22 protein-coding genes are annotated in these 23558 nt (G+C 63.9%); 11 read left to right on the top strand and 11 right to left on the bottom strand.

Translation table 11 applies throughout. From position 1 onward, the window contains the following. Window positions 1-3: 3 nt before the first annotated feature. Both DVDV_RS07885 and pal read left to right on the top strand, forming a co-directional pair. Entirely contained in the window at window positions 4-1308 is a 1305-nt protein-coding gene (locus tag DVDV_RS07885; RefSeq protein ID WP_075354138.1) for a PD40 domain-containing protein, read from the top strand. Window positions 1309-1557: 249 nt separating this feature from the next. Then, the gene (pal, locus tag DVDV_RS07880) at window positions 1558-2073 is read left to right on the top strand and encodes a peptidoglycan-associated lipoprotein Pal (RefSeq protein WP_075354130.1); all 516 of its coding nucleotides are present in this window, start codon (window positions 1558-1560) and stop codon (window positions 2071-2073) included. A 399-nt stretch (window positions 2074-2472) separates the two neighbouring features. Here pal and DVDV_RS07875 read toward each other — a convergent pair whose 3' ends face one another. Continuing rightward, window positions 2473-5634 carry a tetratricopeptide repeat protein gene (locus DVDV_RS07875; RefSeq protein ID WP_254845304.1) on the bottom strand — a complete coding sequence of 1054 codons (3162 nt, stop codon included), beginning with the start codon at window positions 5632-5634 and terminating at the stop codon, window positions 2473-2475. A gap of 111 nt (window positions 5635-5745) precedes the next feature. On the opposite strand from DVDV_RS07875, the gene DVDV_RS07870 reads away from it, so the two are divergent. After that, a complete protein-coding gene (locus DVDV_RS07870) occupies window positions 5746-6042 on the top strand; it encodes a hypothetical protein (RefSeq protein ID WP_075354129.1) in 297 nt (98 codons plus the stop codon). Window positions 6043-6293: 251 nt separating this feature from the next. On the opposite strand, the gene DVDV_RS07865 is transcribed toward DVDV_RS07870, so the two are convergent. After that, complete coding sequence (locus DVDV_RS07865) at window positions 6294-7997, bottom strand: bifunctional diguanylate cyclase/phosphodiesterase (RefSeq protein ID WP_075354136.1); 1704 nt, start codon at window positions 7995-7997, stop codon at window positions 6294-6296. A gap of 481 nt (window positions 7998-8478) precedes the next feature. On the opposite strand from DVDV_RS07865, the gene DVDV_RS07860 reads away from it, so the two are divergent. Together DVDV_RS07860 and DVDV_RS22710 are read left to right on the top strand one after the other, a co-directional pair. Continuing rightward, window positions 8479-8661 carry a ferredoxin gene (locus tag DVDV_RS07860; protein WP_075354128.1) on the top strand — a complete coding sequence of 61 codons (183 nt, stop codon included), beginning with the start codon at window positions 8479-8481 and terminating at the stop codon, window positions 8659-8661. Window positions 8662-8865: 204 nt separating this feature from the next. Beyond that, the gene (locus DVDV_RS22710) at window positions 8866-9015 is read left to right on the top strand and encodes a hypothetical protein (RefSeq protein ID WP_175577079.1); all 150 of its coding nucleotides are present in this window, start codon (window positions 8866-8868) and stop codon (window positions 9013-9015) included. A 402-nt stretch (window positions 9016-9417) separates the two neighbouring features. Here the strand turns inward: DVDV_RS22710 and DVDV_RS07855 are convergent, their stop codons facing one another. Further along, window positions 9418-9885: a phosphatidylglycerophosphatase A gene (locus DVDV_RS07855; protein ID WP_075354127.1), complete on the bottom strand. Its 468-nt coding sequence runs from the start codon at window positions 9883-9885 to the stop codon at window positions 9418-9420. Window positions 9886-10034: 149 nt separating this feature from the next. On the opposite strand from DVDV_RS07855, the gene DVDV_RS07850 reads away from it, so the two are divergent. The 3 genes from DVDV_RS07850 (at window position 10035) to DVDV_RS07840 (ending at window position 13249) form a co-directional block, all read left to right on the top strand. After that, the gene (locus DVDV_RS07850) at window positions 10035-10328 is read left to right on the top strand and encodes a hypothetical protein (RefSeq protein ID WP_075354126.1); all 294 of its coding nucleotides are present in this window, start codon (window positions 10035-10037) and stop codon (window positions 10326-10328) included. Between the two features lie 82 nt (window positions 10329-10410). Beyond that, entirely contained in the window at window positions 10411-12219 is a 1809-nt protein-coding gene (locus tag DVDV_RS07845; RefSeq protein ID WP_075354125.1) for a methyl-accepting chemotaxis protein, read from the top strand. 259 nt (window positions 12220-12478) lie between these two features. Next, window positions 12479-13249, top strand: coding sequence for a DUF6125 family protein (locus DVDV_RS07840; RefSeq protein WP_083634704.1), 771 nt, complete (start codon window positions 12479-12481; stop codon window positions 13247-13249). Window positions 13250-13252: 3 nt separating this feature from the next. Here DVDV_RS07840 and DVDV_RS07835 read toward each other — a convergent pair whose 3' ends face one another. The 3 genes from DVDV_RS07835 to DVDV_RS07825 form a co-directional block, all read right to left on the bottom strand. Continuing rightward, entirely contained in the window at window positions 13253-14797 is a 1545-nt protein-coding gene (locus DVDV_RS07835; protein ID WP_075354124.1) for a sigma-54-dependent Fis family transcriptional regulator, read from the bottom strand. Between the two features lie 122 nt (window positions 14798-14919). Beyond that, a complete protein-coding gene (locus tag DVDV_RS07830) occupies window positions 14920-15237 on the bottom strand; it encodes a hypothetical protein (RefSeq protein ID WP_075354123.1) in 318 nt (105 codons plus the stop codon). A 255-nt stretch (window positions 15238-15492) separates the two neighbouring features. After that, window positions 15493-16038, bottom strand: a complete 546-nt coding sequence (locus DVDV_RS07825; RefSeq protein WP_075354122.1) for a CYTH domain-containing protein — start codon at window positions 16036-16038, stop codon at window positions 15493-15495. A 105-nt stretch (window positions 16039-16143) separates the two neighbouring features. On the opposite strand from DVDV_RS07825, the gene DVDV_RS07820 reads away from it, so the two are divergent. Beyond that, window positions 16144-16986 carry a DMT family transporter gene (locus tag DVDV_RS07820; protein ID WP_075354121.1) on the top strand — a complete coding sequence of 281 codons (843 nt, stop codon included), beginning with the start codon at window positions 16144-16146 and terminating at the stop codon, window positions 16984-16986. 22 nt (window positions 16987-17008) lie between these two features. Here the strand turns inward: DVDV_RS07820 and DVDV_RS07815 are convergent, their stop codons facing one another. After that, window positions 17009-17497, bottom strand: a complete 489-nt coding sequence (locus DVDV_RS07815; protein ID WP_075354120.1) for an Rrf2 family transcriptional regulator — start codon at window positions 17495-17497, stop codon at window positions 17009-17011. Between the two features lie 132 nt (window positions 17498-17629). Between DVDV_RS07815 and DVDV_RS07810 the strand changes: the two genes are divergently transcribed. Together DVDV_RS07810 and DVDV_RS22175 are read left to right on the top strand one after the other, a co-directional pair. Beyond that, window positions 17630-18001, top strand: coding sequence for a pyridoxamine 5'-phosphate oxidase family protein (locus DVDV_RS07810; protein WP_075354119.1), 372 nt, complete (start codon window positions 17630-17632; stop codon window positions 17999-18001). Between the two features lie 243 nt (window positions 18002-18244). Beyond that, window positions 18245-18874, top strand: coding sequence for a hypothetical protein (locus DVDV_RS22175; protein ID WP_139311555.1), 630 nt, complete (start codon window positions 18245-18247; stop codon window positions 18872-18874). Window positions 18875-18883: 9 nt separating this feature from the next. On the opposite strand, the gene DVDV_RS07805 is transcribed toward DVDV_RS22175, so the two are convergent. The 4 genes from DVDV_RS07805 to gcvPB all read right to left on the bottom strand — a co-directional run bounded on the left by DVDV_RS07805 (window position 18884) and on the right by gcvPB (window position 23536). Continuing rightward, window positions 18884-19465, bottom strand: a complete 582-nt coding sequence (locus tag DVDV_RS07805; RefSeq protein WP_075354118.1) for a nucleoside triphosphate pyrophosphatase — start codon at window positions 19463-19465, stop codon at window positions 18884-18886. A gap of 268 nt (window positions 19466-19733) precedes the next feature. Further along, the gene (locus tag DVDV_RS07800; RefSeq protein ID WP_075354117.1) at window positions 19734-20609 is read right to left on the bottom strand and encodes an L-2-amino-thiazoline-4-carboxylic acid hydrolase; all 876 of its coding nucleotides are present in this window, start codon (window positions 20607-20609) and stop codon (window positions 19734-19736) included. Between the two features lie 142 nt (window positions 20610-20751). Continuing rightward, the gene (locus DVDV_RS07795) at window positions 20752-22122 is read right to left on the bottom strand and encodes an NAD(P)/FAD-dependent oxidoreductase (protein ID WP_075354116.1); all 1371 of its coding nucleotides are present in this window, start codon (window positions 22120-22122) and stop codon (window positions 20752-20754) included. Next, a complete protein-coding gene (gene gcvPB, locus DVDV_RS07790; protein WP_075354115.1) occupies window positions 22112-23536 on the bottom strand; it encodes an aminomethyl-transferring glycine dehydrogenase subunit GcvPB in 1425 nt (474 codons plus the stop codon). The genes DVDV_RS07795 and gcvPB overlap by 11 nt, the downstream gene beginning before the upstream one ends. Between the last annotated feature and the right edge of the window lie 22 nt (window positions 23537-23558).

Genomic DNA, 23558 nt, shown 5'->3' with positions numbered 1-23558 from the left:
TTTTTGACCGGATTGTGGAGTGCGGCCCTGGCCGTCCTTGTGTGCCTTGCGGCCCTTCGGGCCGAGGCCCAAACCTCCCTTGCCGTCGATATCCAGGGACCCGGGCAGGCCAAGATGAATCTGGTCATGGCCCGGCCCTTTGCCGGCGGCGGCCAGCTCACCCCGGCCGACAAGCTCCAGGACCTCATCAACAAGGACCTGCAGTTTTTGCCCTTCCTGCAGATCGTCCCCCCGTCCAACGTGCCGGGGCAGGTAAACGGCGCAACCGCCGACCAGATCGACTTCAAGCCGTTTAGCCTGGCCAAGGTCGATGTCCTGGTCACCGCCAACTGGACCCCCGGCGGCAACCTCGGCAACGTCGAACTGCGGGCCTTTGAGGTCTATTCCCAGAAGGTGCTCGTCGGCAAAGGCTACGATTCGGTCACCGACGCCCAGCTGCCCGACATCGCCGACCGCTTCTGCATGGAACTCATGCAGGCGCTCACCGGCCAGGGCGGCTTTTTCAATTCCCAGATCGCCTTCGTCAAACCCAGCTCTGGCAAGGGCACCGACATCTGGACCGTGCGTCCCACCGGCCGGGGACTGACCCGGGTGACCAGCTACAACGAGCTTGGCATGGCCGTCAGCCCGGCCTGGTCCTTTGACGGACGCCGCATCGTCTTTACCCTGATCGGTTCGCGCGGCCACTATCTCGGCCTCTGGTCCGGCGGCGGCAAGCCGCAGGTCTATACCCTGCCCTCCACCAACGTGGTCAGCCCGCATTTCCTGCCCGACGGGCAGGTGGCCGTGAGCCTGACCATCCACGGCAAGGCCGACATCTATCTGCTCGGCGCCGGCTACCAGCCCGGCCGGCCCCTTGTGTCCGGCAGCGGCATCGAAGTGTCGCCGACCTTCGACGCCTCGGGACGCTCCATGGCCTATGTCTCCGACGAGACCGGCAGCCCCAATATCTATGTCAAGGATGTGGCCGGCAGCGGCGCGGGCCGGCGGGTCACCTCCTCAGGCTACAACACCAACCCGAGCATGAGCCCTGACGGCAAGCTCATTGCCTTCACCAAGCAGATGGGTGGAGCGCAGAAGGTCTTCGTCCTGGACCTGGGCACGGGCCAGGAAACCCAGGTGACTTCCGGCGGCGGTTCTGACGAGAACCCCTCCTTTTCCCCGGACGGCTACTTCATCGCCTTTTCGTCCACCAGAAGCGGGTCGAAGAAGATCTTCGTGACCACCCGGCATGGCGCGACCCCGGTGATGGTTCCCACCGGCGACGGGGCTGCCTATATGCCGAGTTGGGGGCCGCTGGCCCAATAACTTCGCCCCCCCTGGCGCGGGAGGGTCGGTCAGGGCCGGAGCTGCTTCGGACCTGGACAATGGTGTCAACGGGTTGGGCAAGATTGCGCAACTCCCCGGAACCCCCGCCAATTCCCTGTTGCAATTTATTGCAGGAGGCGTAATTGGGGGCCGGTTCCAGTGGTGCTTCGCCAGCACCCGGGACGATGCCCGGGGCAAAGCCCTGCGGTATTTTAATGCCCAGGCGGGCAATGTGAGGAGGAAGAAAACATGATGCGTTCGAAGATGTTGATTATGGCTATGTTGGTCCTGATGCTTTCCCTGGCCGGTTTTGGTTGCGCCAAAAAGGCCGGCGGCCCCGGTGACGGTTCCGGCACCAGCTGGGAAGAGCAGGAGCGGGCTCGTCTGGAACAGGAACGCGCCCTTCGCGAGAAGCTTGGCGCTGCTTCCACCGAACTGGCCCAGATGGTCCACTTCGCCCTGGACAGCTCCAACCTGAGCGCCGAGTCCCGGCAGATCCTGACCCGCAAGGCCGAGATCATGCGCCAGTACCCCCAGATCAAGCTGATTGTCGAAGGCAACTGCGACCAGCGCGGCACGGCTGAATACAACCTGGCCCTTGGCGAGCGTCGCGCCCAGGCTGCAGCCCAGTACCTGTCCAACCTCGGCATCGGCTCCGATCGTCTGTCCACCGTCAGCTACGGCAAGGAACGTCCCCTGGATCCGGGCACCGGCGAAGCCGCCTACGCCAAGAACCGCCGCGACGAATTCCGCGCCACCTACTAGTCTTTTCTCACATTGTGAGTGCAAGGCGGCCGCCGGGTTATCCCGGTGGCCGCTTTTTTATGGTGCGCCCGGCAGGGGGAACTGGTGGCCGGACGGCCAGGGGGGCGCGTAGCGCTGCTTGATCAGCGCCGCTGGCTGCACGCTGCGCCGTGAACCGCCGTGGGGCGGAACCGCGCGTCCGGCAGAGTGGGAAAAAAGGAGGTGCGACGCCCCTGCTTGCGCGATGACGGTTTTGCGCCGGCCGGAGCCGCCTGTGGCTGGACGGCAGGAGCGGCGGACGGGGGGAGGGCACTCTCCCGGAGGGCAGCCAGAAAATGGGCGTCCCGGCCGGGGTGGCCCGGACGAGCGGCGGGCGCGGCTGTCGGGGAGCGCGTTTTCCGGGCGGCCCGGGCTGGGGCGTCAGGGCCGCTTTTCCGCCGTGCGCAGGCGCTTGACCGTCAGTTCGTAGTTTTCCTTAAACAAGTTGTCCCGGGGATTGCAGCGCAGGGCCTGTTCAAAAAAAGGCAGGGACTGCGGGGTGTTGCCCTGCTTGTGCAGAGTCAGGCCCAGGTTGTTGTAGGCGGCGCAGAAGTCCGGACAGCGGTTGACCACGGCCTTGTAGCCCTCGACTGCCCCGGCCAGATCGCCGCCGCTGCGGCGGTTTTCGGCTTTTTCAAAGGCTGCGCTGCAAAGGGCCTGGGCATCGGAAGCCGGGGGTTGGGCGGCGGCCAGCCGTTTGCGGGTCAGGGCCGCGTTGTCGCGAAAAAGCGCCTGGGCAGGGTCGCATTTGACTGCCTCGTCAAACCACGGCAGGGATTCGGCGGCGTAGCCCAGGGAAAAGAGCGAGGTGCCGACATTGTTGTAGGCCTGGCAGGTGTCCGGGCACTGGGTCAGCAAGGTTTGGTAGTCGCGGATGGCCCCGGCATGGTCGCCGGCGTCGCGCTTGCTGCCGGCCTGCCGGCCCAGGGCCTCGCAGCGTCCGGCCCGGTCGGCGTCGGCCGGGGCGGCGGATTTGCCCCGGTTGGTCTGTTCGCGTTTGGCATCTTCGTGGCGGGCCCGGCCGGCATCGATGCGCCGCTCCAGTTCCTTGGCCTTGGCTGCCAGGGCCGGAGGCAGGGGGCCGGTCTCCCGGGCGGCATCGAGAAGCCGCCTGGCCGCGTCGAACTCCCTGGTGTCGGCCAAGCTGCCGGCCTGGGCCAGGGTGGCGGTCAGGTCGGTTTCGCTGCGGGATTTTTCCGCCTGCACTTTTTGCCGCCACTCGGCCACCACCGGCAGTTTGGCATTGATTTTTTCGGCCTCGGCCAGGGCGGCCAGGGCCAGATCGAAGCGCCGCCCGGCCAGGAAATCGCGGGTGCGGGCCAGGGCGTCGGCCACGGCGTCCCGGGCCCGGGCCAGCTTGGCCCGGTGGGCCATGATGGCCGGATCATTGGGAACCAGGGCCAGCATGTCGTTTATGGCCAAGAGCGCGCCGTCAAGATCGCCGGCCGCGTTTCGTCTGGCCGCTTCGGCAGCCAGGGCGGCCAGACGCTGGTCGCGGCCGGCCCGGTGGGTGGCGGCGTCCTGCAATTCGGCGATGCGCCCGTGGCGGGGATTGACTTTGGCGGCCTCGGCCAGGGCGGCGCGGGCCTCGTCGAGTTTGCCTTCGGCCAGGGCGGCCTCGGCCCGTTCCTCGGCCCGGGCCAGCTTGTCGCGGGCCAGGGCCAGATTTTTGCGCGCCTGGGCTGCTCCCTGGTGTTCGGGATCAAGGGCTGCGGCCTCGCTGACCGTGGCCAGGGCCGCGTCGGCATCGCCGGCGTTCCACTGGTCCCTGGCCCGGGCCAGCCGTTCATCCAGGCTCCAGGCCCGCTTTTTTCGGGCGGCGATGGCTGCTTCCAACTCGGCCACGGCTCCGAACCGGGGGCTGATGGCCCGGGCTTCGTCCAGGGCCTTGGCCGCGCTGTCGAAACGCTTGGCGGTCAGATAGCCGGCAGACTCCTTGAGCGCGGCAATAAGCCGGTCCCGGGCGGCGACCAGCCGCTCGCGTTCGGATTTGGCCGCGGCATGGGCCGGATCGAGTTCCAGGGCCTTGCCGGCCAGCCCAAGCGCCCCTTCCACTTCGCCGGCGTTCCATTTGTCCCGGGCCTGGGCCAGCAATCTGCCGATGCGGCCGAGAACGTCCTTGCGGGCTTCCATGGCCTGACGGGCTGTTGCAATGGCCAATGCCTTGGGATTGATCTTGGCGGCGGCGTCGAGCATGGCCGTGGTTTCGTCGAAATCATCGGCCGCCAGGGCCGCGCCGGCCCGGGCCAGATGGTCGTCCAGGCGGCCCTTGTCGCGAACGACCCGGTCCAGGGCGGCGACGGTGGCGGGATCTTTGGGACTCAGGCGCACGGCCTGCCCGGCTGCGGCTGCCGCCCGGACCGGGTCGCCCTCGGCCCAGGCCGTGGCCGATTCGCGCACGAGCCGGTCCACTTCCCTGGCCCGCTCGGCTGCGGCGTCGAGATCGGCCTGGGAGACGGCCACGGTGAATTCGCCCTGGCCCCGGCCAAGGAGCAGGCCCCGGTTATCGCGCACCTCGACCGAGACCGGGCAGGGGCCGGTTTCCCGGCGGGAGGCGGCAATCTCCCGGGTGTCGCCTCCGCCGGCGGCCCGGGCTCCGGGGCAAAGGCCCCAGGCATAGGCCAGGGGCTGGTCCGGGGGTGTCGGGGCCACAGCGGCCCGAAGGCCCACGCGCTGGCCCACGGCCACGCCCTCGGCCGCCACCGGCCCTTCTCCGTCGCGCCAGACTGTGGCCGGCGCTTCGGCCAGTCCCCGGTTGTCCACGGTAATGGCATAGTGGCGCGACGGGATGTCGGCCTTGGCCGATCCGAGCGCCCCGCCGGATTTGCCGGTGTTGGCGGCCACGGCCGCCACCTTGACCGCAACCGTCTTGGCCTCGGTCGGGTAATACGTCAGGCTGCGTTCGCCCACCCGCACGAGCTTGGCATGGGCCGGCAGCGGATCCCAGCGAAATTCCACCCCGTCGTGGACCGGGAAATCCCGGATCACCACGGTTGTCTCTTCGCCAACCAGTGGTGCGGCCGGGGAGGCGGCCAGACCAAAGCTTGGCTGGGAAATTTCCAGCACCACCGGGTCGGACACGGCGGCAAGGCCTGCCGAGGGGCCGGATTTCGGCACCACTTCCACCCAGACCCGCTGGCGGCCCGGCCGCATGAAGACGGCGGTGTTGGTGCAGGGGCCGGCCGCCTCCAAAAATTTGGCGCCGGCGTCAGCCTGCCAACGGCACTCGTAGTCGGACCCGGTCACGTCTGTCTCGCCGCGAAAGATCCGGGCTTCAAAGGAGGCCGCCCCGCCGACGCGCGGGGTGCCTTCGGACGGGGCGCTTTTTTTGAGCACCACCCGAAGCTCCCGGCCATCCTGGACCGGGGCCGGCTTGGGCGGTGTTTTGACGGCTTCGTCGGGCTGGCGCACGGCGGCCAGGGCCGGATCGGCGGCCTGACCGTGCCGGGGCATGGCGACGGCCAGACACAGGACTGCGGCGGCAAGCAGCAGCCAGGCGGTCCGGCGTCGGATGGGTCGAAAATGGAGTGGTGTCTGTTTCACGGATATCGCTTCCCTGCGTTTCCCCAGGGAAAGCAGCAATCGTGCCAGGAAATTTTGTCCGGCCCCTAACGGTGGGTCCGATTCGGCCGACAAGACAGCAAGGAGTCTGCCATGAAATCGTCCCATCCCGCCATGCCCCACGCAGCCACGCCGGTTCTCGACGTCCACCACCCCGAACATGCCGCCAGACTGGGCGAGGCCTTTTCCCAGGAGCGGCAAAACGTCCTGGCCGCCCTGGAAGAACTTGTCTCCATGGGCTACGCCGACAGCGGCCTGCGGGAAAAAACAGCCCTGGCCACCATGGAGCCGATGCCGGCCCATGGGGTGATGGAGCGCGCCCCGCGCGAGGTGCTCAAACTGCGGGCCGCACTTTTTCTGGTCTCCTGCCATGCCCACCGCCGCAATTAAGGCGTGACCGGGTCTTTACAATGCATCCGGGGTGGTTATTTCTCTCTTGCAAGGGGAGTTCATCCCCAGACAATATGCCAGCAACAGAGACGGAGGGGTGGGCAAAATAAAAAGATGCATCCATACCCGACGCATTGAGGCGTCACTGGCAGAGATTCGCTAGGCGTATGAGTAAGAGTTCCCGAAGCAAAGCTTCGGAACCGGCTGTATAAGCAGCTCCCGCGCCAACGGCGAATCTCTTTTTTTGGGTCTTACAGAAGCGGTTGCGCTTCGTTTTTCCAGTGCTTGCGCATGAGCAGGTCGAGTTCCTCGCCCGGAACCGGCTTGGAAAAAAAGAACCCCTGGGCGCTTTCACAGCGCAATTCTGACAGGGCCGTGCGATGCTCGGCCAGCTCCACCCCCTCGGCCACCACCTCCAGGCCGAGCTTGTGGGCCATGGCAATAATGGCCCGCACAATCTCCATGTTCTGTTCCGCCTCGTTCATGTTGCCCACAAACGACCGGTCCACCTTGAGGCTGTCGAAGGGAAAGCGCTGGATGTAGGACAGGGACGAATAGCCGGTGCCGAAGTCGTCGATGACCACCTTGACCCCCAGGGCCTTTAAGCGCTTGATGGTGCGCACGGCCTCGTCGGCGTCGTCCATGAGCACGGATTCGGTCAGTTCGAGTTTGAGAAGCTGGGCATTGATGCCGGTTTCGGCCAGGATCGTCGAGACTTCGTCCACAAAATCCGGTCGTTTGAACTGGCGTCCGGAAATGTTGACGGACAGGGTCAGGTCGGTAAAATCCGGATTGGCCCGGAGCAGCTCCACCAGACGGCGGCAGGACTGGCGCAGAATGAGCGCCCCCAGTTCATTGATGAGGCCGGTCTCCTCGGCGATGGGAATGAATTCCGAGGGGGCGATCAGCCCCTGGCGCGGATGCTGCCAGCGGGCCAGGGCCTCAAAGCCTGTGACGTCGCCTGAGGTCAGCGACACGATGGGCTGGTAGTGGACCGTGATCTCGCCGGCTTCCATGGCGTGGCGCAGGGCCAGTTCCATTTCCATGCGCCGTTGGGTGAGCACGCGCATGCCGGCGTCAAAGACGGTGTAGTGGTCGCCGCCGTGCTCCTTGGAGCTGTACATGGCGTTGTCGGCGTCGCGCAGCACCTGGTCGGGGTGTTCGTAGGCAGCCGAGCCCAGGACCACGCCGATGCTGCAGGTGACGAAAATATCCTGTTTTTTGAGCCGAAACGACTGGGCCAGCTGGCGCAGCACCGTCTCGGCCATGGAGCAGGCATCTTCCAGGCCGGCAATGTCCTCGAGGAGGATGGCGAACTCGTCGCCGCCGAACCGGGCCAGGGTGTCGAGTTCGCGCAACTGCTTCTGCAGCCGGTTGGCAATGACCATGAGCAGCCGGTCGCCGGTGACGTGGCCGAAGGTCTTGTTGACCAGCTTGAAGCGGTCCATGTCCAGGTACAGGACGGCGTAGAGGGCCTTCGGACTGCGCTTGAGGCGTTTTATGGACTGATCGAGCCGGTTGATGAAAAGGGCCCGATTAAAAAGTCCGGTCAGGGTGTCGTGGAACGCGTCGTGGAGGATGTGCTCTTCAAGTTGCTTTTGCCGGGAGATGTCGGCCAGGGTGACCAGGGCTCCCGGGAAGGGGCCGTGCAGCGGCGTGATGCAAAGCGCCCGCCACGTCTGGCTGCCAGCCTGACCGCAGGGCAGGTCCATCTCGTAGCGCGGCAGACTGCCGGCGAGGACGGCGGCAATGCCTTCCTGGACGGCAAAACCCACGGGCTGGGTCAGCATTTTGGCGCAGGCATCGCCAAAGGGCCGGCCAAGGCCCATGTCGGGATCAATTTCGCGCAGGAGTTCGAGGCAGGTGGTGTTGGACGCAACCAGCAGGCCGGCCATATCGAGAACGGCGGCGTGGGAGGGCAGGGATTCGAGCAGGTCGTGCAGATCTGGTAACATGGCCCTCAGCGTCGTTTCCATTCGTCGAAGCCGTCATCTCTTCCCTTAGCCGCTCCCAAAACCCTACGGGTTTTGGAATGTGGCGTCAAAGGCCAAATCCGCAGCCGGTCCAGGGGCGGGAAAGAGACTTAACAAGTTTTCAAGAATGCCGCCGGGTTGTCAACACTTTCCCGGGCTTGGGCCGGGCCGCCCGTTCTTGACTTTTCGTTTGCGCCCCGTCATAGACGAACTTCCCGGGCACGGTACCCGTCCTGGGTTGAATTTGGGTGCAAATCGTACGTTTGCACGATGTTGCGCCTGCCATCACGCTGCGGATCGCGAGGGCATTTTCCGGGGTGCGTGGGCATCCCTGGAGCGGCTGAGGTTTAACGTGCCAGTGAGACAACAGAGCGTGTAAACGGAAGTCGGACGTTGTCGCAGGGGGTTTCCTCAGGGAAATCCGGGTTGGGCGACGGCTGACAAAACTCAAGGAGGACCGGACATGGCCATTGTTATCGATGACGATGCTTGCATGGGCTGCGAAGCTTGCGTGGAGACCTGCCCCGATGCGTTCGAGATGAACGGCGACGGCGACAAGGCCATCGTGAAAGACACCGATGTCGATGCCGACTGCGTGGATGAAGCCATCGACGCCTGCCCGGCCGAAGCCATCACCAAATCCTGACGACTCTTGTCCCCTTGCGGGACGCCCCGCGCCGGCTTGCCGGCGCGGGGCTTTTTTTATGGCCGACGCCGGCCTTCCGTAAGCCTTTGCCCGCAACAGCCGATAAGCAGTATGAAGCCTCCTGTCTCTCGGACAGGATGTGGCAGGAACGTTTCTTGCTACGCTTCAAGGGGACTGGGAACAGTGCCCAAGCGAGGCAACGCCATGAACATCATCCGTAACTACCTGCAACATCGGCTCAATCCCGTGCACATGTACTGTCGGCTCATGGATTTCGGGCTGGCCCGGAAAAACGCCCGGCGGCTTTGCTCTGTGTACGAACGCTTCATCTACCGGGGCCTGTTGTTTCATTAGGCTACACCCGGCCGCGACGCCGCCTGGCCGGCTTCTGCTTTGTCGAGGCCTGCACGCTCCGAAGATTCCCCCGGCGCACCCCGTGCCGCGATCAACCAACCAGCATTCCTGCAAAACGTTTCGCCCTGGCCGAGTACGGTTTTTTCCCATGCCCGCCCGGCAGTGGGCAAAAATCGTCATCCCCGGCCAGGACGGTCTGTCCTTGCGACTTTTATTCGCCGCCTCGGTGCAATTGAGGGGTGCGGCCAGCTGTCCACTTTGTGACAAAGCTGACCGCACCCGGAGAGCCCGGCCGCGCCGTCGGCCCGGGGCAGATCCCTTTGCCAGGCGCGGGTCCGGCTTTGCACCCTCGTGCGGTCGCAAAGCCGCTTCGTCGGCCGCACCGGCCGCGGCCAAGGCTCTTTACCCGCGCAGCCAGATGAGCACGAGCAGGCTTATGCAGGCGTAGACCCCGGCCAGCACGTCGTCGATCATGACGCCATAGCCCCCGGGCAGCCAGTTCTCCGAGGCCCGCACCGGCGGCGGTTTGAGAATGTCAAAGGCCCGAAACAGGAAAAAGCCGGCCACCATGTCAAAGGTGGTGGGCGCAGCCAGGGGCAGGAAGGTCAGCCACTGGCCGACCAGCTCGTCAATGACCACATGGCCCGGGTCCTTGCGGCCAAGGATGGCTTCGGTGCGGTCGGCCGCCTTGGCCCCGACATAAAAGACCAGGGCCAAAACGAGCAGGCGCGCGAACATGGGCAGTGGCAGGAAACATACCGGCGCAAGCAGCACGGCGGCGGCCGAACCCCAGGTGCCCTGGGCGTAGGGCATCCGGCCAATGGGGCCAAGGCCGGAGACGAGGAGGGCGAAACGGTCGTTTGTAAACATGAGGCCTCCGCAAAAGTAGGATCGACGGCAGGCTACAACGCGGCCGTCAGCGGGGCAAGAGTTGTCGCAGCGTCTTGAACTCGGGGGCGAAGTGTGGGAAGACGGAAATGGCGGCAGCCTGCACCACTGGCCCGCAAAGGAAGGTATTGATGCTGAGTCTGACATATGCCATTGCGATCTTTGTCGTCTATTTTCTGGTTTTCGTCTTGTTCTACCAATTGTACTTCCGCCACCGAATCTATCTGATCCTGCTTGCCGAACACGCCTACATGGATCACTACATCGACAGATTGCCGCATATTCGTGACCGTCCTGACGAGCGCCTGGGCATGATTGAGTTCATGCTTGCCAAACGCCGCGCCTTTATCCGTCGCGCCCGCCAGTTCGTCGGCCTGGCCACCATCGCCTATCTTGTCGCCCTGGTCGGCGGCGCCGCTCTTTAATCCTTCCCGGCATCCCGTCGCCCCGGCCGGCCCGCTTCCAGGGCCGGCCCTTTCCCACTCGCCAAGACAAGGAGTATCTGTCTTGAAGAACCTGCCTATCGCCACACGGCTTCTGATCCTTTTCTTCGTTTCCGCCCTGGCCGCTGCCGTCATTTTCGGCGTCGGCACGTATTCTTCCCATACCCTGGCCGATGCCGGGGCGTCTGAAGCCCAAAAAGCCATGCTCGACGGCGAGCGGGCCAAGATCAAGGTGGCAACCGACGTCATGGCCAGCGCCCTGTCCAAGGGCATGGCCGGTCTGGCCGATGAACCGGCCCGGGTGGCCTACTTGCGCGAGGCCATCAAGGACGCCATTTTCGAATCCGATCGCTCAGGTTATTTCTTCGTCTATTCCGGCACCACCAGCGTGGCCCACGCCGTCAATCCGGCCCTGCACGGCAAGGATCTCGGCGATCTCAAGGGAGCCGACGGCGTCCATTCGGTGCGCGAACTGGCCAGGGCCGCAGCTTCCGGCGGCGGGTTCGTCAATTTCACCTGGGCCAAGCCCGGCAAGGGCGACATGCCCAAAATCGGCTATGCCACCGCCATCGCCGGCACCCCCTACTGGATCGGCACCGGCGTCTATGTGGACAATGTGGACGATGCCGCCGGCGGTATAGCCGGGAAGATGCACGCCATAGCCAACCGCACCACGCTTATTGATTCCGTGGTCTTTGCCGTCATGTTCCTGCTGGTCCTCTTGCCCATGAGCCTTGTCACCTCGCGCGGCATCGTGCGCCCCATCCGCGAAACGACCGAAGCGGCCCGGCGCATCGCCGCCGGCGACCTCGACGTCCATCTCGACGCCACCGGCCGCGACGAGGCCAGCAAGCTCAAGCAGGCCCTGGAAGCCATGGCCGTAGCCCTCAAGGCCAATCTCGCGGCCCTGACCGAAAAGGAAAATGAAGCCATCCTCCAGGCCGGGCGTTCCGAAGAGGCGGCCGAAGCGGCCCGGCAGGCCATGGTTCAGGCCGAGTCCGCCAATGCCGCCATGCTGGCCACGGTCCAGGGCCTGACCGGTGTGGTCTCGCACCTCGGCACCGCCACCCGCGACCTCACCGCCATCGGCGAAGATATCCGCCACGGGGCCGCCAGCCAGCAAGAGCGCCTGGAAAGCACGGGGCAAGCCATGGCCCAGATGCGCGACGCTGTGGGCGAAGTGGCCCAGAATGCCGCCGAAGCCTCGAAATCAACCGGACTCACCCGGGAAACCGCCACCGAAGGCGAGTCCATCGTCAAGCGCACGGTTACGGCCACGGACGGCCTCAAAACCATGGCCGACAATCTCAAGACCAATATGGGACGCCTGGGTGCCCAGTCCGAGGGCATCGGCGCGGTCATCCAGGTCATCTCCGACATCGCCGACCAGACCAACCTGCTGGCCTTAAACGCCGCCATCGAGGCGGCCCGGGCCGGCGAGGCCGGACGCGGCTTTGCCGTGGTGGCCGACGAGGTGCGAAAACTGGCCGAAAAGACCATGGCCGCAACCGGCGAAGTGGGCCAAAGCATCCAGGCCATCCAGGCCATGACCCGGGACAACCTCGACAGCGTGGACAAGACCCTGGAGGCCGTGGACAATGTGGCCAGTCTGGCCGAAACCTCCGGCGGCAAGCTGCGCCAGATTCTGACCGTGGCCGAACAGGCCGCCGCCCAGGTCCAGGCCATTGCCACCGCCGCCGACCAGCAGGCCGTTTCGGCCCAGTCCATCATGGACAGCGTGGACCAGGTCAGCGACATTGCCCGGGACAACGCCGACCGGGCCACCGAAGCCTCGCGGCATTTCGAAAACCTCTCGGACCAGACCGGAGCCCTGACCGGACTGATCCGCCAACTCGGCAGCCTGGACGGGTAGTCGGGGGAACGGAAGAAGAGGAAGGCCGGAAGAGTGCCTCCGGCGGCCGGGGCTTTGCCCCGGACCCCACCGGGGGGATGATCCCCCCGGACCCCTGCAAAGGGAGAAGTATTTAATGGGTTCTTGGCGCTGGGCGACAATCCGCCGGCTGGGGACCAGGGCCGCGCGGTTGCACCATGGATTTGTCCTGTGCCGCTGCAAGCGAATAAGGAAAAAGCATGACCCACGACAATTCCACCCTTCCAGGGGGTCCGGGGGGATGATCCCCCCCGGCGGAGAGGTCCCGGAGAGGCAGAGCCTCTCCGGGACGCCGGAGGCCCTCCACCTTCTCGCCCGCAAGGTCATCGAGGCCGGGCGGCAGATCGGGGTGCATTACGGTTTGTGGCTGGCCGAGGCGGCCCATCAGTTCGGCACGGCCGAGGCCGTGGCCCTGGAGGCCAAGGCCGGCGACGCCTTTGTGCCGCTGCTTACCCGGCGCATCGAACGGGCGCTGGACCTGCCTAGCGACGTGACGACGCTTCTGGCCGGGCTGGGGACACAGCGGCTGGAAAAGCTGCTTGCCGCCCTGTCGGTGTCCTGGCTGGCGGCGGACGGGGTGTGGTTTCGGGCTGTGGAGGACGCGCGGGGGATGCACGACGCCAAGCGGGTCAATGACAGTTGCTGGTCGCGGCTTGGCTATTACGAGGCGGTGCGGGCCAGGGAGCTCCTTGGGCTGCCTGAGCGCGGCGGTCTGGCTGCCTTGCGGGCGGCCTTGTCGGCCCGGCTTGTCGCCAATATCAACACGCTGGATTTTATCGAGGAATCGCCGGACGCACTCGTCCTTCGCATGGTGGAGTGCCGGGTGCAGTCCTCCCGCGCCCGCCAGGGGTTGCCGCCGTATCCGTGCGTGTCGGGCGGCACCGTGGAATATACGGCCTTTGCCGCCGGCATCGATCCGGGGATCCGGGTGTCCTGCGTGAGCTGTCCGCCGGAGACCACGCGCGAAGACTGCGCCTGCGCCTGGCGGTTCACGCTGGGTGGGGCTGGCTGAGCCTTATTCCTTATTGATGCCGAGCTTTCGCAGCCGGGAGTCAAACGTCGAACGGTTGACCCCGGCGGCCTTGGCGGCCTTGGTCACGTTCCATTTGAATTTCTCCAGCAGGGCCAGGGCGTAGGCATGTTCCAGCGCATCCCAGGTGTAGGCGGTCAGGTCCGGGCCTGCGGCGGGCGCCGCGTCCTGGGCCGCGTCCTGGTCCGGGGCCGGACAGGCTGCCGGGCTGGTCGGGCGCGGATCGCCGTGGGCGCTTGGCGGCGGGATGTCGTCGTCCTCGATGACCGGGCCGGACACGGTGGCCAGCAGGTAGCGCACGAGATTTTCCATTTCGCGCACATTGCCGGGCAGCGGCCGCTGGCACAGGGTGCGACGGGCCTTGGGCGAAAAGGATTTCTGGGCCAGCCCCAGGCGGGCGGCGTCGCGGGCCAGGAAATAGTCGAGCAGTTCCGGGATGTCTTCGGCCCGTTCGCGCAGCGCCGGCAGGCGAAGCGGCAGGACGTTTAGGCGGTAGAAGAGATCCTCGCGAAAGGTGCCGGCCGTAATGGCCCGGGGCAGGTCGCAGTTGGTGGCCGAGATGACGCGCACGTCCACCCGCCGGGTTTCCGAGCCGCCCAGGGGCTTGATCTCGTTTTCCTGGAGCACGCGCAGGATGCGGGCCTGCAGGCTAAGGGGCATGTCGCCGATTTCGTCGAGAAAAACCGTGCCGCCGTCGGCCGCCTCGAACAGGCCGATCTTGTCACGGTCGGCTCCGGTAAACGCCCCTTTCTTATAGCCGAAAAGCTCGGATTCCAGCAGCGTGTCCGGTATGGCCGAGACGTTTTGCACCAGGAACGGCTTGTCTTTTCTGGGGCTTAATCGGTGGATTTCCCGGGCGAAAAGCTCTTTACCAGTGCCGGATTCGCCGGTTATGAGCACCGGGAAATCGGTGCGGGCGTAATTGGCCGCAGCCTCAAGAGCGGTCTTGAAGGCCGGGCTTTTCCCGACAAGTGGCGTCTCGCCGCGAAATTCGCCGATGATGCGCTTGAGCTTTTGGGTTTCTTTTTTCTGGTCGGCAAAGGCCAGGGCGTTGCCCAGGGCAATGGAACCGATGGCCACGAATTCTTCGAGCAGTTCCAGATATTCCTTGGACAAATTCAGCCGGCTGCCGCCGTGGGCAGTGTCGATGATTTCCACCGCGCCGTAGACGTCGCCGTCCTTGAGCACCAGCGGATAGCACAAAATGAGCGTGGACTTGACGTCCATGCCCGATTCCGCCTCCTTGAAATGGCGCTTGTCCTTGCCGGGTTCGGCGATGGTCATCTGGCCGTTTTCGATGACCCAGCCGACGATGCTCGGCTTGCCCCTGGGCACGAGAAAACCCACCAGCCGGTCGGCCTCGTCGCCGGTGGCCTCGATGCACTGGTAGCCGTCAGGGCGCTTGATCCAAAGCGAACCGCGTTCCACGTTCTGGAATTCGACCAGGGCTTCCAGAAAACGACGCTGGAGCTTGTCGGTTTCAAGAACCTCGAACAGGGCTTTGGGGAAATCGGAAATGCTTGGCGACATGGCATGATCCCGGAAATTTCGCCGGACCATGCCGGAAAAGCGGACGCGGGGCAAGGCTTGGGACCGGGGTGGCGGTCCGCCCCACGGGGAGCGGATCGCCAGTCGGCAGTTGGATCAGGGGATCAATGTGTGGCCCGCGAACGTTCGCGGATGCGCCAGAAATCCTCAGGGACTTCCAGATAGAGGTCGTTTTCAGGCAGGGGAATTACGCACACGAGCTTTCCCGTGGCTTCCACCCAGTACATATGCCCGGACAGGCCGAGCATGACGTCGTCGTAACTGACGCCGGTCTGGGTGGCCACTTCACGCATGGCCCTTCGCATGGTGTCTATGGCCCCGGAGCCGAATTCCACTTCGAAGACAGACACATGGTGGAGAACGAGGCCTTCGTCACTGAGTTCCGGCGGAACAGTTGTACGCAGCGTCAGAGCCGATTCCATGGCGACCTCCTCGATGTGATTACCCTCGCCGGTAGGGGGCGGGGGACGCTAGCTGCTAATATAAGCAAGACTCGTGCAAAGTACACCAACAATGTGGAGAATTTGTGACACAAAGAGTAGGGCGCTGATTTTGTTCGCACAATTGCGCATGGCCGGCAGCGAGGCCGGGGCATGGGCTGGAAACGTGCGGGGCGATGCTGCAAAAGTGGCGGAAAAGAGCGACGAAATTGTCGCAAACAGGCGTGGCCGTATGGCTCAGGGCCTGTCCGCAGCCGCCGCAGCCAGGGCGGCCAGGGCCAGATCGGTATAGGCGTCGCGGCATTCCCGGGTAAGCCCCAGTGCGGCCGCATAGGCGCGTATGGCCGGCAGGGCGGCCCTGGCTGCGGCTTTTGTGGCGGCCAGATGTTCGATTTCCACAAAGGTGCGCCGGTCGAAGTCCACGCCGGCCACGGTGATGGCCAGGGTGAGGCCGCCTGCCGTGTCATGGAACCGACGGCAGTGTTTGGCATAGGCCACGCGCACGACGTAGCCCAGGGCGGCGAGCAGGGCGGCGGCCGCCTCGGGATCATCGACCGCCGTCTCGAATTCCTCTTTGGACGCGGTTGCCACGTCAAAGGGCGGGGCTTTGGCCGTCAGAAGCGCTGTCCCGCCCATCCGCCGCAGCCGCAGTTCGCGGCCCGAGGCAGCAAGCGCTCCGTCCGGGGTGTCGAAGTACACATCGTGGTAGACGGCGTCCGGGAGACGCTCGCCCGCGGGCATGAAATCGGGCTCGGCCAGATACTTGATTTCGGCTTCAAACATGGCCGGCCCCGGAGGCGGGATTGCCTCCCGCAGTGGATTGGTTCATGGTGCCGGGCTGTTACGCCGGTTTGGCGGCGCTGGCAAGACGACCCCCGGAGACACGACATGCGTGAGAACGTCCGGGCCGCCTGGGGCATGGCGGCAACGGCCCTGCTGTGGAGCACCGGCGGACTGGCGATCAAGCTGGTGCCGCTCGCCCCCATTGCCGTGGCCGGCTGGCGAAGCCTCTTGTCGGCGGCCACGCTGCTGGTGCTTTTCCGGGGGAGCCTCGATTTCCGTCCCACCCCGGCCCGTCTGGGCGCGGCTGCGGCCTATGCCGGCCTTTTGATCACCAATGTGGCCGCGACCAAATTGACCACTGCCGCCAACGCCATCTTGCTGGCCTACACCGCTCCGGTCTACGTGGCCTTGCTTGCGCCGTATTTTCTGGGCGAGAAGACGCGCCGGGCAGACTGGCTGTTTATTGCCGCAACCCTTGGCGGCATGGGGCTTTTTTTCGTGGACAAGCTCTCGGCCAGCGGGTTTTGGGGCAACATCCTGGCCGTTGGCAGCGGCTTTTGCTACGCGGCCTTTACGCTGTGCATGCGGGCCGGGCGCGAGGATTCGCCGGTTTCGTCGGTCATTGCCGGGCATCTGCTGACGGTGCTGGCTGCGCTGCCGTTTCTGCCCGGCGAGCTGCCGGACAGCGTCCTTGCCCTGCTCGGGCTTGGCTATCTCGGCATCGTGCAGCAGGGAGTGTCGCTGGCCTTGTACGTGTGGTGCATCAAGCGCCTGCCGGCCTTGTCCGCCATGCTGCTCATGACCCTCGAACCGATCTGCAACCCGCTGCTGGTGGCCATTGGTTACGGCGAACTGCCGGGCACCTGGGCCGTTTGCGGCGGACTGGTGGTCGTTGCCGCAGTGACGCTGCGCGGGCTGGCCGGGCGGGGGGAGGGTGAGGGGGCGTGACGCGGGACAGCGGCGATTGCGCCTAAACGCTGTCGATCCAGTCCGTCATCGCCTGCTTTTTGGCGTCGGGAAAGCCGCCTCGAACGTGATCAAACAACCATCGCAGCGATTTGGTCCGCAGGCTGTTGCGAAACGCGTCTTCTGCTTCCTGGATGACGACCTTGATCAGACAAGGGCATTTATCCGAAAAGACTGACGGATCATCCACAAAGATGTTTTTCTTGCGAATCTCGGCGCATTGAAACAGATAGGCCGGCCCCTCGACAGCTTCGATGATATCCCAAAACGAGATGTCCTCGGCGTTTCTCGCCAACGCATAGCCACCTTTGACGCCGGGGATGGATTTGACGATTTGCGCCCGGCCAAGCTTGGCAAAGATTTTTGAGAGATACGTCTCGGTGATGCCGTGCAATTCCGCTATACGCTTGATCCCGATTGTTTTTCCATTAGGAATGTCAACCATATAGAAAAGCGAGTGAAACGCGTACTCGACCCCGATACTGAATTGCACCCTGAACCTCCCAATCCAATGCCACTATCTTACCGCAAAAGGGCGATCCTGTCTTGACGGGTCCAGAATTGAGGACTAGATGAATCCAGGATAGTTTATGTCTTTAATTCGGTCAACCCAAGGAGTCTTGGCATGTTTACGGATACGTTTCAGGAAGTGATCGGCAAAGAAGGGGTGGTGTCCATCGTGACGTGCGCCGATGGTGAGGCCCATGTGGTCAATACCTGGAATTCCTATCTGGTGACCCCGGACGAGAAAACGCTTCTCATCCCCGCCTGGAAAATGCGCAAGACCGAGGGCAAGGTGCTTCAAAACAACAAGGTGCTGTTGACGCTCGGCAGCAAGGAAGTCGAGGGACGCATGGGCCCTGGCACCGGGTTTTTACTTGAAGGCACCGCTCGATTTTTCAAGCAGGGGCCGGGATTTGATATGATGAAACAAAAATTTCCGTTTCTGACTCGGGTTCTTGAAGTCACGGTGACGTCGCTCAAACAGACGATCTAGCGTGGTGCTGGGGAAGTTGCGGCGGACAAGCGTGCAGTCATGGCATGGAATGGAAGGCCAGCCTCTTTTGTCCCTGAATCAATAGGCTGGCCTTTCATGCCGCTGCCCACAATGCTCTTGGAGTCTGATAGGCGGCAGAAGTTCGTGGGTAATTGAGCGGTAATTTAAATTGACATGTTTATATTTAAGTACATATAAAAAGGAGGTCTATGTGTTCATGAATTCCTAGCTTAGGAGTCTGCCGTGGTCGCCGAAAAAATGGCTGCAAGCGTCGATGAGAAACTGTTGTTCGATAACAAGAAATTGTTGGTTGACGCGATGTTAGCCGAAAAGCGGGATCTACGCAGCGAATTGGTTGGTTTTGAAAGAACACAGATACAAGTGATAGCATTGTTTTCTCTCGGTGTCGCTGCATTCATGAAGATTTTACTTGATAATGGCGATCCAAAATCAATTACAGCCATGCATAAAAATGAAATACTAATTTCACTATCCCAGTTTTCCTATGTTTTGTGTCTTGTTGTGAATTCTGTATTATCGTGGATAAATGTTCATTACTCGTATATTCGTGCAGTAGAAAAGAAAATAAATGAATTACTTGGTGAAAGAATAATTATTTGGGAAAGTGTCATGGTTGAAAAACATATAAATAAGAATCCAAGTCCTTTTACTCTTGGGTTTGCAGTAATGGGGATTTCTCTGCTCATTACGTTTGTGCTTATGGTTTATAAAATAGGCAATGAAACGTGGGATGGTTGGTATTTTTGGTTTGCAGGCCTTGAAGTGATAGCTTATGTGATAGTGTTCGTTATGAATATGCAAAATACAAATAGAGCATATGCAACAGCTTGTGATGTTTTCCAAGTAAAATAATATATGTAGCTATGGCAAGCGTTTTTGTCTTAAGTGCTCAACAACTTCCGCCAACGGCAATCCCACAACATTGGTATAGGACCCGCAAATCGTCGTGACGAACGCTGCCGCGCCACCCTGGATGGCGTAGGCGCCGGCCTTGTCCATGGGTTCGCCGGTGGCGATGTAGGCAGCCAGCCGCGCTTCGGAAATATCGAGCATCGTCACGTCCGTCGAAACGGTGAATATCTCCGGCTCGCGCCCCGGGGCGAAGAGGGCGCAGCCGGTCACCACCTGATGCGTGCGGCCCGACAACAGCGTCAGCATACGCAGGGCGTCGGCCGCGTCTTTGGGTTTGCCGAGAATCGTTTCCCCGACCGCCACGACCGAATCCGCGCCAAGCACCACGGCATCCGGGTGTTGCTCGGCCACGGCTGCGGCTTTGAGCCTGGCCATGCGGGCGGCATAGGCGGCCGGGTGTTCGCCCGTGTCCGGCGCTGGTTCCTCAATGGGGCTGACCACAATATCGAAGGCGATGCCGGCCAGCCCGAGCAGTTCGCGGCGGCGCGGCGAGGCCGAGGCCAGAATAATTTTTTGGTGCGTAACCGTCATAGCATCCTGCAATACTTTTATATTTTTACGAACAATCAAGGAGCGCCCGGAAACAAAAGGAACATCCGGCCGCCTGGAATCGGGCGTCCCGCTGCCAACCGTCAGAAATGAAAAAACGCCCGGTTTGATGGGCGTTAGGCGCTTGTCGCCAGGAGAAACGCTGACCCGGTCCCTTCAGCCCCTTTAGGGAGGGTCCGGGAGGGGGTTACCCCCTCCCGGCCGCCGGAGGCACTCTTCTCGCTCCTCCCCCCTCCGTCACCCCTGCACCCTACGCCGGTTTTTTGCCTTCGAAGCGCGGGGTCTCGGTATTCCAGTCCTGGGTCACGGCGCGGCCCTGCTTGTAGCGGAAATCGCACAGCGCATCGCCCTGGGCGATGGTGTGCTGGCGGGACAGGCCCGTGCCCTGGGCGCGCGAGGCCAGGAAGTCGTTGAGGCAATAATACGGGGCCACTTCGGCCACGCCCTGGGCTTTGAAATATTTGACTGCGCCGCACTCGGTATAGTCGTAGCCGAGATCAAAGGCCTTGCCGTCGCCGGGGATGAATTTGCCGACCCAATCGGCGGGGAGCAGCTTTTGCTGGCTGGCCTCGGCCCATTCCTTGAGCGCGCCCTGGGCGGCGGGGCTAAACAGCGCAGCGCCCATGGCTTGGGCTTTTTGCGGGGGTATGGCAGCCCAATCAGCGGCGTAGAGGTCGTAGAGGAGTCGTCCGGCATCCTTGGCGGTCATGCCTTTTTCCCGCATGGCCTGGGTGAGGGCGGTCAGCCAGCCGGCCATGGTGATAAAGGGCTGGTTGCGGTTGGATCTGCCGCCGAGATCGGGCAGGCCCGGGAGCAGGGCTTCGAAGCGGCGCTGGGCGTCGGCAGCCGTGGCCTTGGCCACGGGTTCGGACACGCGCGCAGCCATCCATTTCTCGGCCCCGGCGCACACCCCTTTGAAATCGGCCAGGAACTTGGCCTTGTTCTCGGCATAAAAGCCGACCGGCGCGGCCGGGGCCGGGGCCGCAGCGCCGCCGGCCTTGGTCGCGGCAACGGCCGACCAGGGGATAAAGCAGGCGCAAAACCCGGTCAGGCCGGCCCGAAGGATGAAACGGCGGCTGACGCCGGTCGTTTCCCGAGCATCCGCAGCGATAGAATGGTGCAGCATGGTCCTGGTTCCTGTTTGGCAGTGGTCGGTGGCCGAAGATTTTTCGAGTGCGGCCGGCATGACATCCACCCCTGGAAACGTTCTTGAAGGGGGGCGCGGGGGGAAACTTCTTCCAAGACGCTTCCCCCGATTGCGCTTCGACTTACGCCTTCACCTTTCTCTCACCCAAAAGCGCGGCCCGAAGCGTCTCATCCAGGCCGGGATGCGGGAAGATGAGGCGTTCGGCCTGCTCGCGGGTCCAGGCCTGGGACACGATGACCGTGGCCAGGGTGCCCATGGTCGAAGCGCCGTGGCCGACGGCAGTGATGCCGGCCACTTTGCCGTCTTTCCAGAGCACCCGGGCAAATCCGGCCGTGTCGGCATGGGCCTGGGCAATGGGGTTGGCCACGAAGGCGGCCTCGGAAATGGTGTCGCCCGGGGCGGCGATGGCCCCGACGCGCATGATCTCCGGCGAGCCGTAGTAGCAGCCCGGAATGGGACCCGGAGCGTACGGCCCGGATTCCAGGCCGGCGGCGTGGCGGGCGGCATAGACGCCCTGGCTTCCGGCGGCGTGGGCCAGGAGCACCCGGCCGTTGCAGTCGCCCACGGCATAGATGCCGGGCGCGGCCTCCAGGGTGTCGCCGGTCTTGATCCAGGAGCGGTTGGGCGAGGGGTCGGCAAAGGCCACGCCGCAGTCGGCAAGGCCGGGGACGACGGTGGCGGCAAAGCGGCCGATGGCCACGAGCGCCTTGTCGGCGAGGATGGTTTCGCCGCCGGCCAGGGTGAGTTTGGCCCGGCCGTCCTCGGTGACAAGGCTTTCCACCTTGACTCCGGGGCGGGCGTCGATGCCTTGGCGGCGCATGACCTGGGCCACGACCTTGGCCACATCCGGGTCTTCGGCCGGGGCGAGGCGGGGGGCGGCGTCGACCAGGGTCACCTTGGTCCCCAGGCGGTGGTAGACGGCGGCAATCTCCAGGCCGATGGCCCCGGCCCCGACAATGACCAGGCTCTCGGGCGCTTCGGTGAAATCGAGCACCGGGGCAACGCCGAGCACGGCCTGTCCGTCGGGTTTGACCCCGGGGAAGCTGGCGGCCCGCGAGCCCAGGGCCAGGATCAGGGCGTCAAAGGGCAGGTCTTCGGTTTCGCCGCCGCCGGCCACCTGGGCCAGTCCGGGTTTGACCCCGGTCAGGTTGGCCGTGACCAGCCGGATGCCGGCTTTTTTGAGCGTGGCGGCCATGGCCGAGTGGGTGGCGGCGATGAGCTTTTTCTTTTTGGCCTGGATGGCGGCCAGATCCGGGGTCACCGTGCCGCTGGCCAGCTTCTGTTTGGCCTGGGCGGCCAGGGCTTCCACGGCCAGGGTGGTGGCCAGCAGATGCTTGGTTGGAATGCAGCCCCAATTGAGGCAGGTGCCGCCCAGTTTGCCGCGCTCGACCAGGGTGACGGCCAAGCCCGCCGCCGCGCCGGTCAGCGCGGCCTCGTAGCCGCCGGGGCCGGCTCCGACCACCACCAGCCGTCTGGCCGGATTAGAGGTCATCGGTGATCTCCATGGCCCGGGCGGCGTAGGTTTCGTCCAACCGGCCGACCGGCAGGGTGGTGGGGCAGGCGCGAATGGCCTCGGGATCGGTCTCGGCCAGGGCCAGGATGTCCAGCAGATCGGCCACGAAAACGTCGAGGGTGTCCTTGCTTTCGGTTTCGGTCGGCTCGAACATGAGCGCTTCCTTGACGATCAGCGGGAAGTAGATGGTCGGGGCGTGGTAGCCGCGATCGAGGAGCGCCTTGGCGATGTCCAGCGCCCGGACGTTTTTCTCGGCCGCGAGTTTGGCGGCCGAAGCCACGAACTCGTGCATGCACACCCGGTCATAGGGCACTTCGATGGCGTCGGCCAGCCGCTTTCGCAGATAGTTGGCCGACAGCACGGCCGATTCCGACACCCGCGTCAGCCCCTCGCGCCCCAGGCGCAGGATGTAGGCGTAGGCTTTGAGCACCACCCCGAAGTTGCCGTAAAACGGGGCCACGTAGCCGATGGATTTGGGATGGTCGTAGCTTAAGGAAAACCGGCCGGCATCGTCTTTCTCGACCCGGGAGATGGGCAGATAGGGAATGAGCCGCTCGGACACGCCAACCGGACCGGCGCCCGGCCCGCCGCCGCCGTGGGGCGTGGCAAAGGTCTTGTGCAGATTGATGTGCACGACGTCAAAGCCGGCGTCGCCCACCCGCAGTTTGCCCAAAATGGCGTTGAGGTTGGCCCCGTCGTAGTAGAGCAGCGCATCGAATTTGCGGCAAAGGGCCACGATCTCGGGCAGGTTGCGTTCAAACAGGCCAAGCGTGTTGGGCACGGTCATCATGACGCCGGCCGTCTCGTCGTCGATGACGGCGGCCAGGGCGGCGGGGTCGATGATGCCGTCCTTGGACTCGATGGTCACCACCTCGAAGCCGGCAATGGCGGCCGAGGCCGGGTTGGTGCCATGGGCCGAGTCCGGGCAGATGATCTTGGTCTTTTTATGGCCCTTGTCGGCGTGGTAGGCGGCGATCATGAGCGCGCCGGTCAGTTCGCCGTGGGCCCCGGCCATGGGGTGCAGGGTAAAGGCGGCCATGCCCGTGATTTCGCTCAGGCACCGTTCCATCTCATACATCACTTCAAGGGACCCGGCCGACATGTCGCCGCCGCCGGGCAGCTGCGGGGTGAGCGGATGGAGCCTGGAGAAGCCGGCCAGGGCAGCCACTTCCTCAGTGAATTTGGGGTTGTACTTCATGGTGCACGACCCCAGCGGATAGAAGTTGGAGTCGATGCCGTAGTTTTTGCGCGACAGGGCCGTGAAATGGCGCACAACGTCGAGCTCGGACAGTGACGGCAGGCCGGGGTCGCCCTGGCGTAGCAGGCCGGGCGGAATAAAGTCGATGGGCGCGGTCTTGGGGGCGTCGGGCCACACCCCTTCGCGGCCGGGCACGGATTTCGGAAAAAATCAGTGC

The organism is Desulfovibrio sp. DV (assembly GCF_001936595.1).
Classification (GTDB): Bacteria; Desulfobacterota; Desulfovibrionia; order Desulfovibrionales; family Desulfovibrionaceae; genus Solidesulfovibrio.
The sequence above is the reverse complement of the archived record's forward strand: the minus strand, read 5'-3'. Positions and strand labels throughout refer to the sequence as shown.

Bases quoted from the DNA above. Each gene is read 5' to 3' on its own strand.
- pal (WP_075354130.1), top strand. From the start codon at position 1,558: ATGATGCGTTCGAAGATGTTGATTATGGCTATGTTGGTCCTGATGCTT.
- DVDV_RS07870 (WP_075354129.1), top strand. From the start codon at position 5,746: ATGAAATCGTCCCATCCCGCCATGCCCCACGCAGCCACGCCGGTTCTC.
- DVDV_RS07865 (WP_075354136.1), bottom strand. From the start codon at position 7,997: ATGTTACCAGATCTGCACGACCTGCTCGAATCCCTGCCCTCCCACGCC.
- DVDV_RS07860 (WP_075354128.1), top strand. From the start codon at position 8,479: ATGGCCATTGTTATCGATGACGATGCTTGCATGGGCTGCGAAGCTTGC.
- DVDV_RS22710 (WP_175577079.1), top strand. From the start codon at position 8,866: ATGAACATCATCCGTAACTACCTGCAACATCGGCTCAATCCCGTGCAC.
- DVDV_RS07855 (WP_075354127.1), bottom strand. From the start codon at position 9,885: ATGTTTACAAACGACCGTTTCGCCCTCCTCGTCTCCGGCCTTGGCCCC.
- DVDV_RS07850 (WP_075354126.1), top strand. From the start codon at position 10,035: ATGCTGAGTCTGACATATGCCATTGCGATCTTTGTCGTCTATTTTCTG.
- DVDV_RS07840 (WP_083634704.1), top strand. From the start codon at position 12,479: ATGATCCCCCCCGGCGGAGAGGTCCCGGAGAGGCAGAGCCTCTCCGGG.
- DVDV_RS07835 (WP_075354124.1), bottom strand. From the start codon at position 14,797: ATGTCGCCAAGCATTTCCGATTTCCCCAAAGCCCTGTTCGAGGTTCTT.
- DVDV_RS07830 (WP_075354123.1), bottom strand. From the start codon at position 15,237: ATGGAATCGGCTCTGACGCTGCGTACAACTGTTCCGCCGGAACTCAGT.
- DVDV_RS07825 (WP_075354122.1), bottom strand. From the start codon at position 16,038: ATGTTTGAAGCCGAAATCAAGTATCTGGCCGAGCCCGATTTCATGCCC.
- DVDV_RS07820 (WP_075354121.1), top strand. From the start codon at position 16,144: ATGCGTGAGAACGTCCGGGCCGCCTGGGGCATGGCGGCAACGGCCCTG.
- DVDV_RS07810 (WP_075354119.1), top strand. From the start codon at position 17,630: ATGTTTACGGATACGTTTCAGGAAGTGATCGGCAAAGAAGGGGTGGTG.
- DVDV_RS07805 (WP_075354118.1), bottom strand. From the start codon at position 19,465: ATGACGGTTACGCACCAAAAAATTATTCTGGCCTCGGCCTCGCCGCGC.
- DVDV_RS07800 (WP_075354117.1), bottom strand. From the start codon at position 20,609: ATGCTGCACCATTCTATCGCTGCGGATGCTCGGGAAACGACCGGCGTC.
- DVDV_RS07795 (WP_075354116.1), bottom strand. From the start codon at position 22,122: ATGACCTCTAATCCGGCCAGACGGCTGGTGGTGGTCGGAGCCGGCCCC.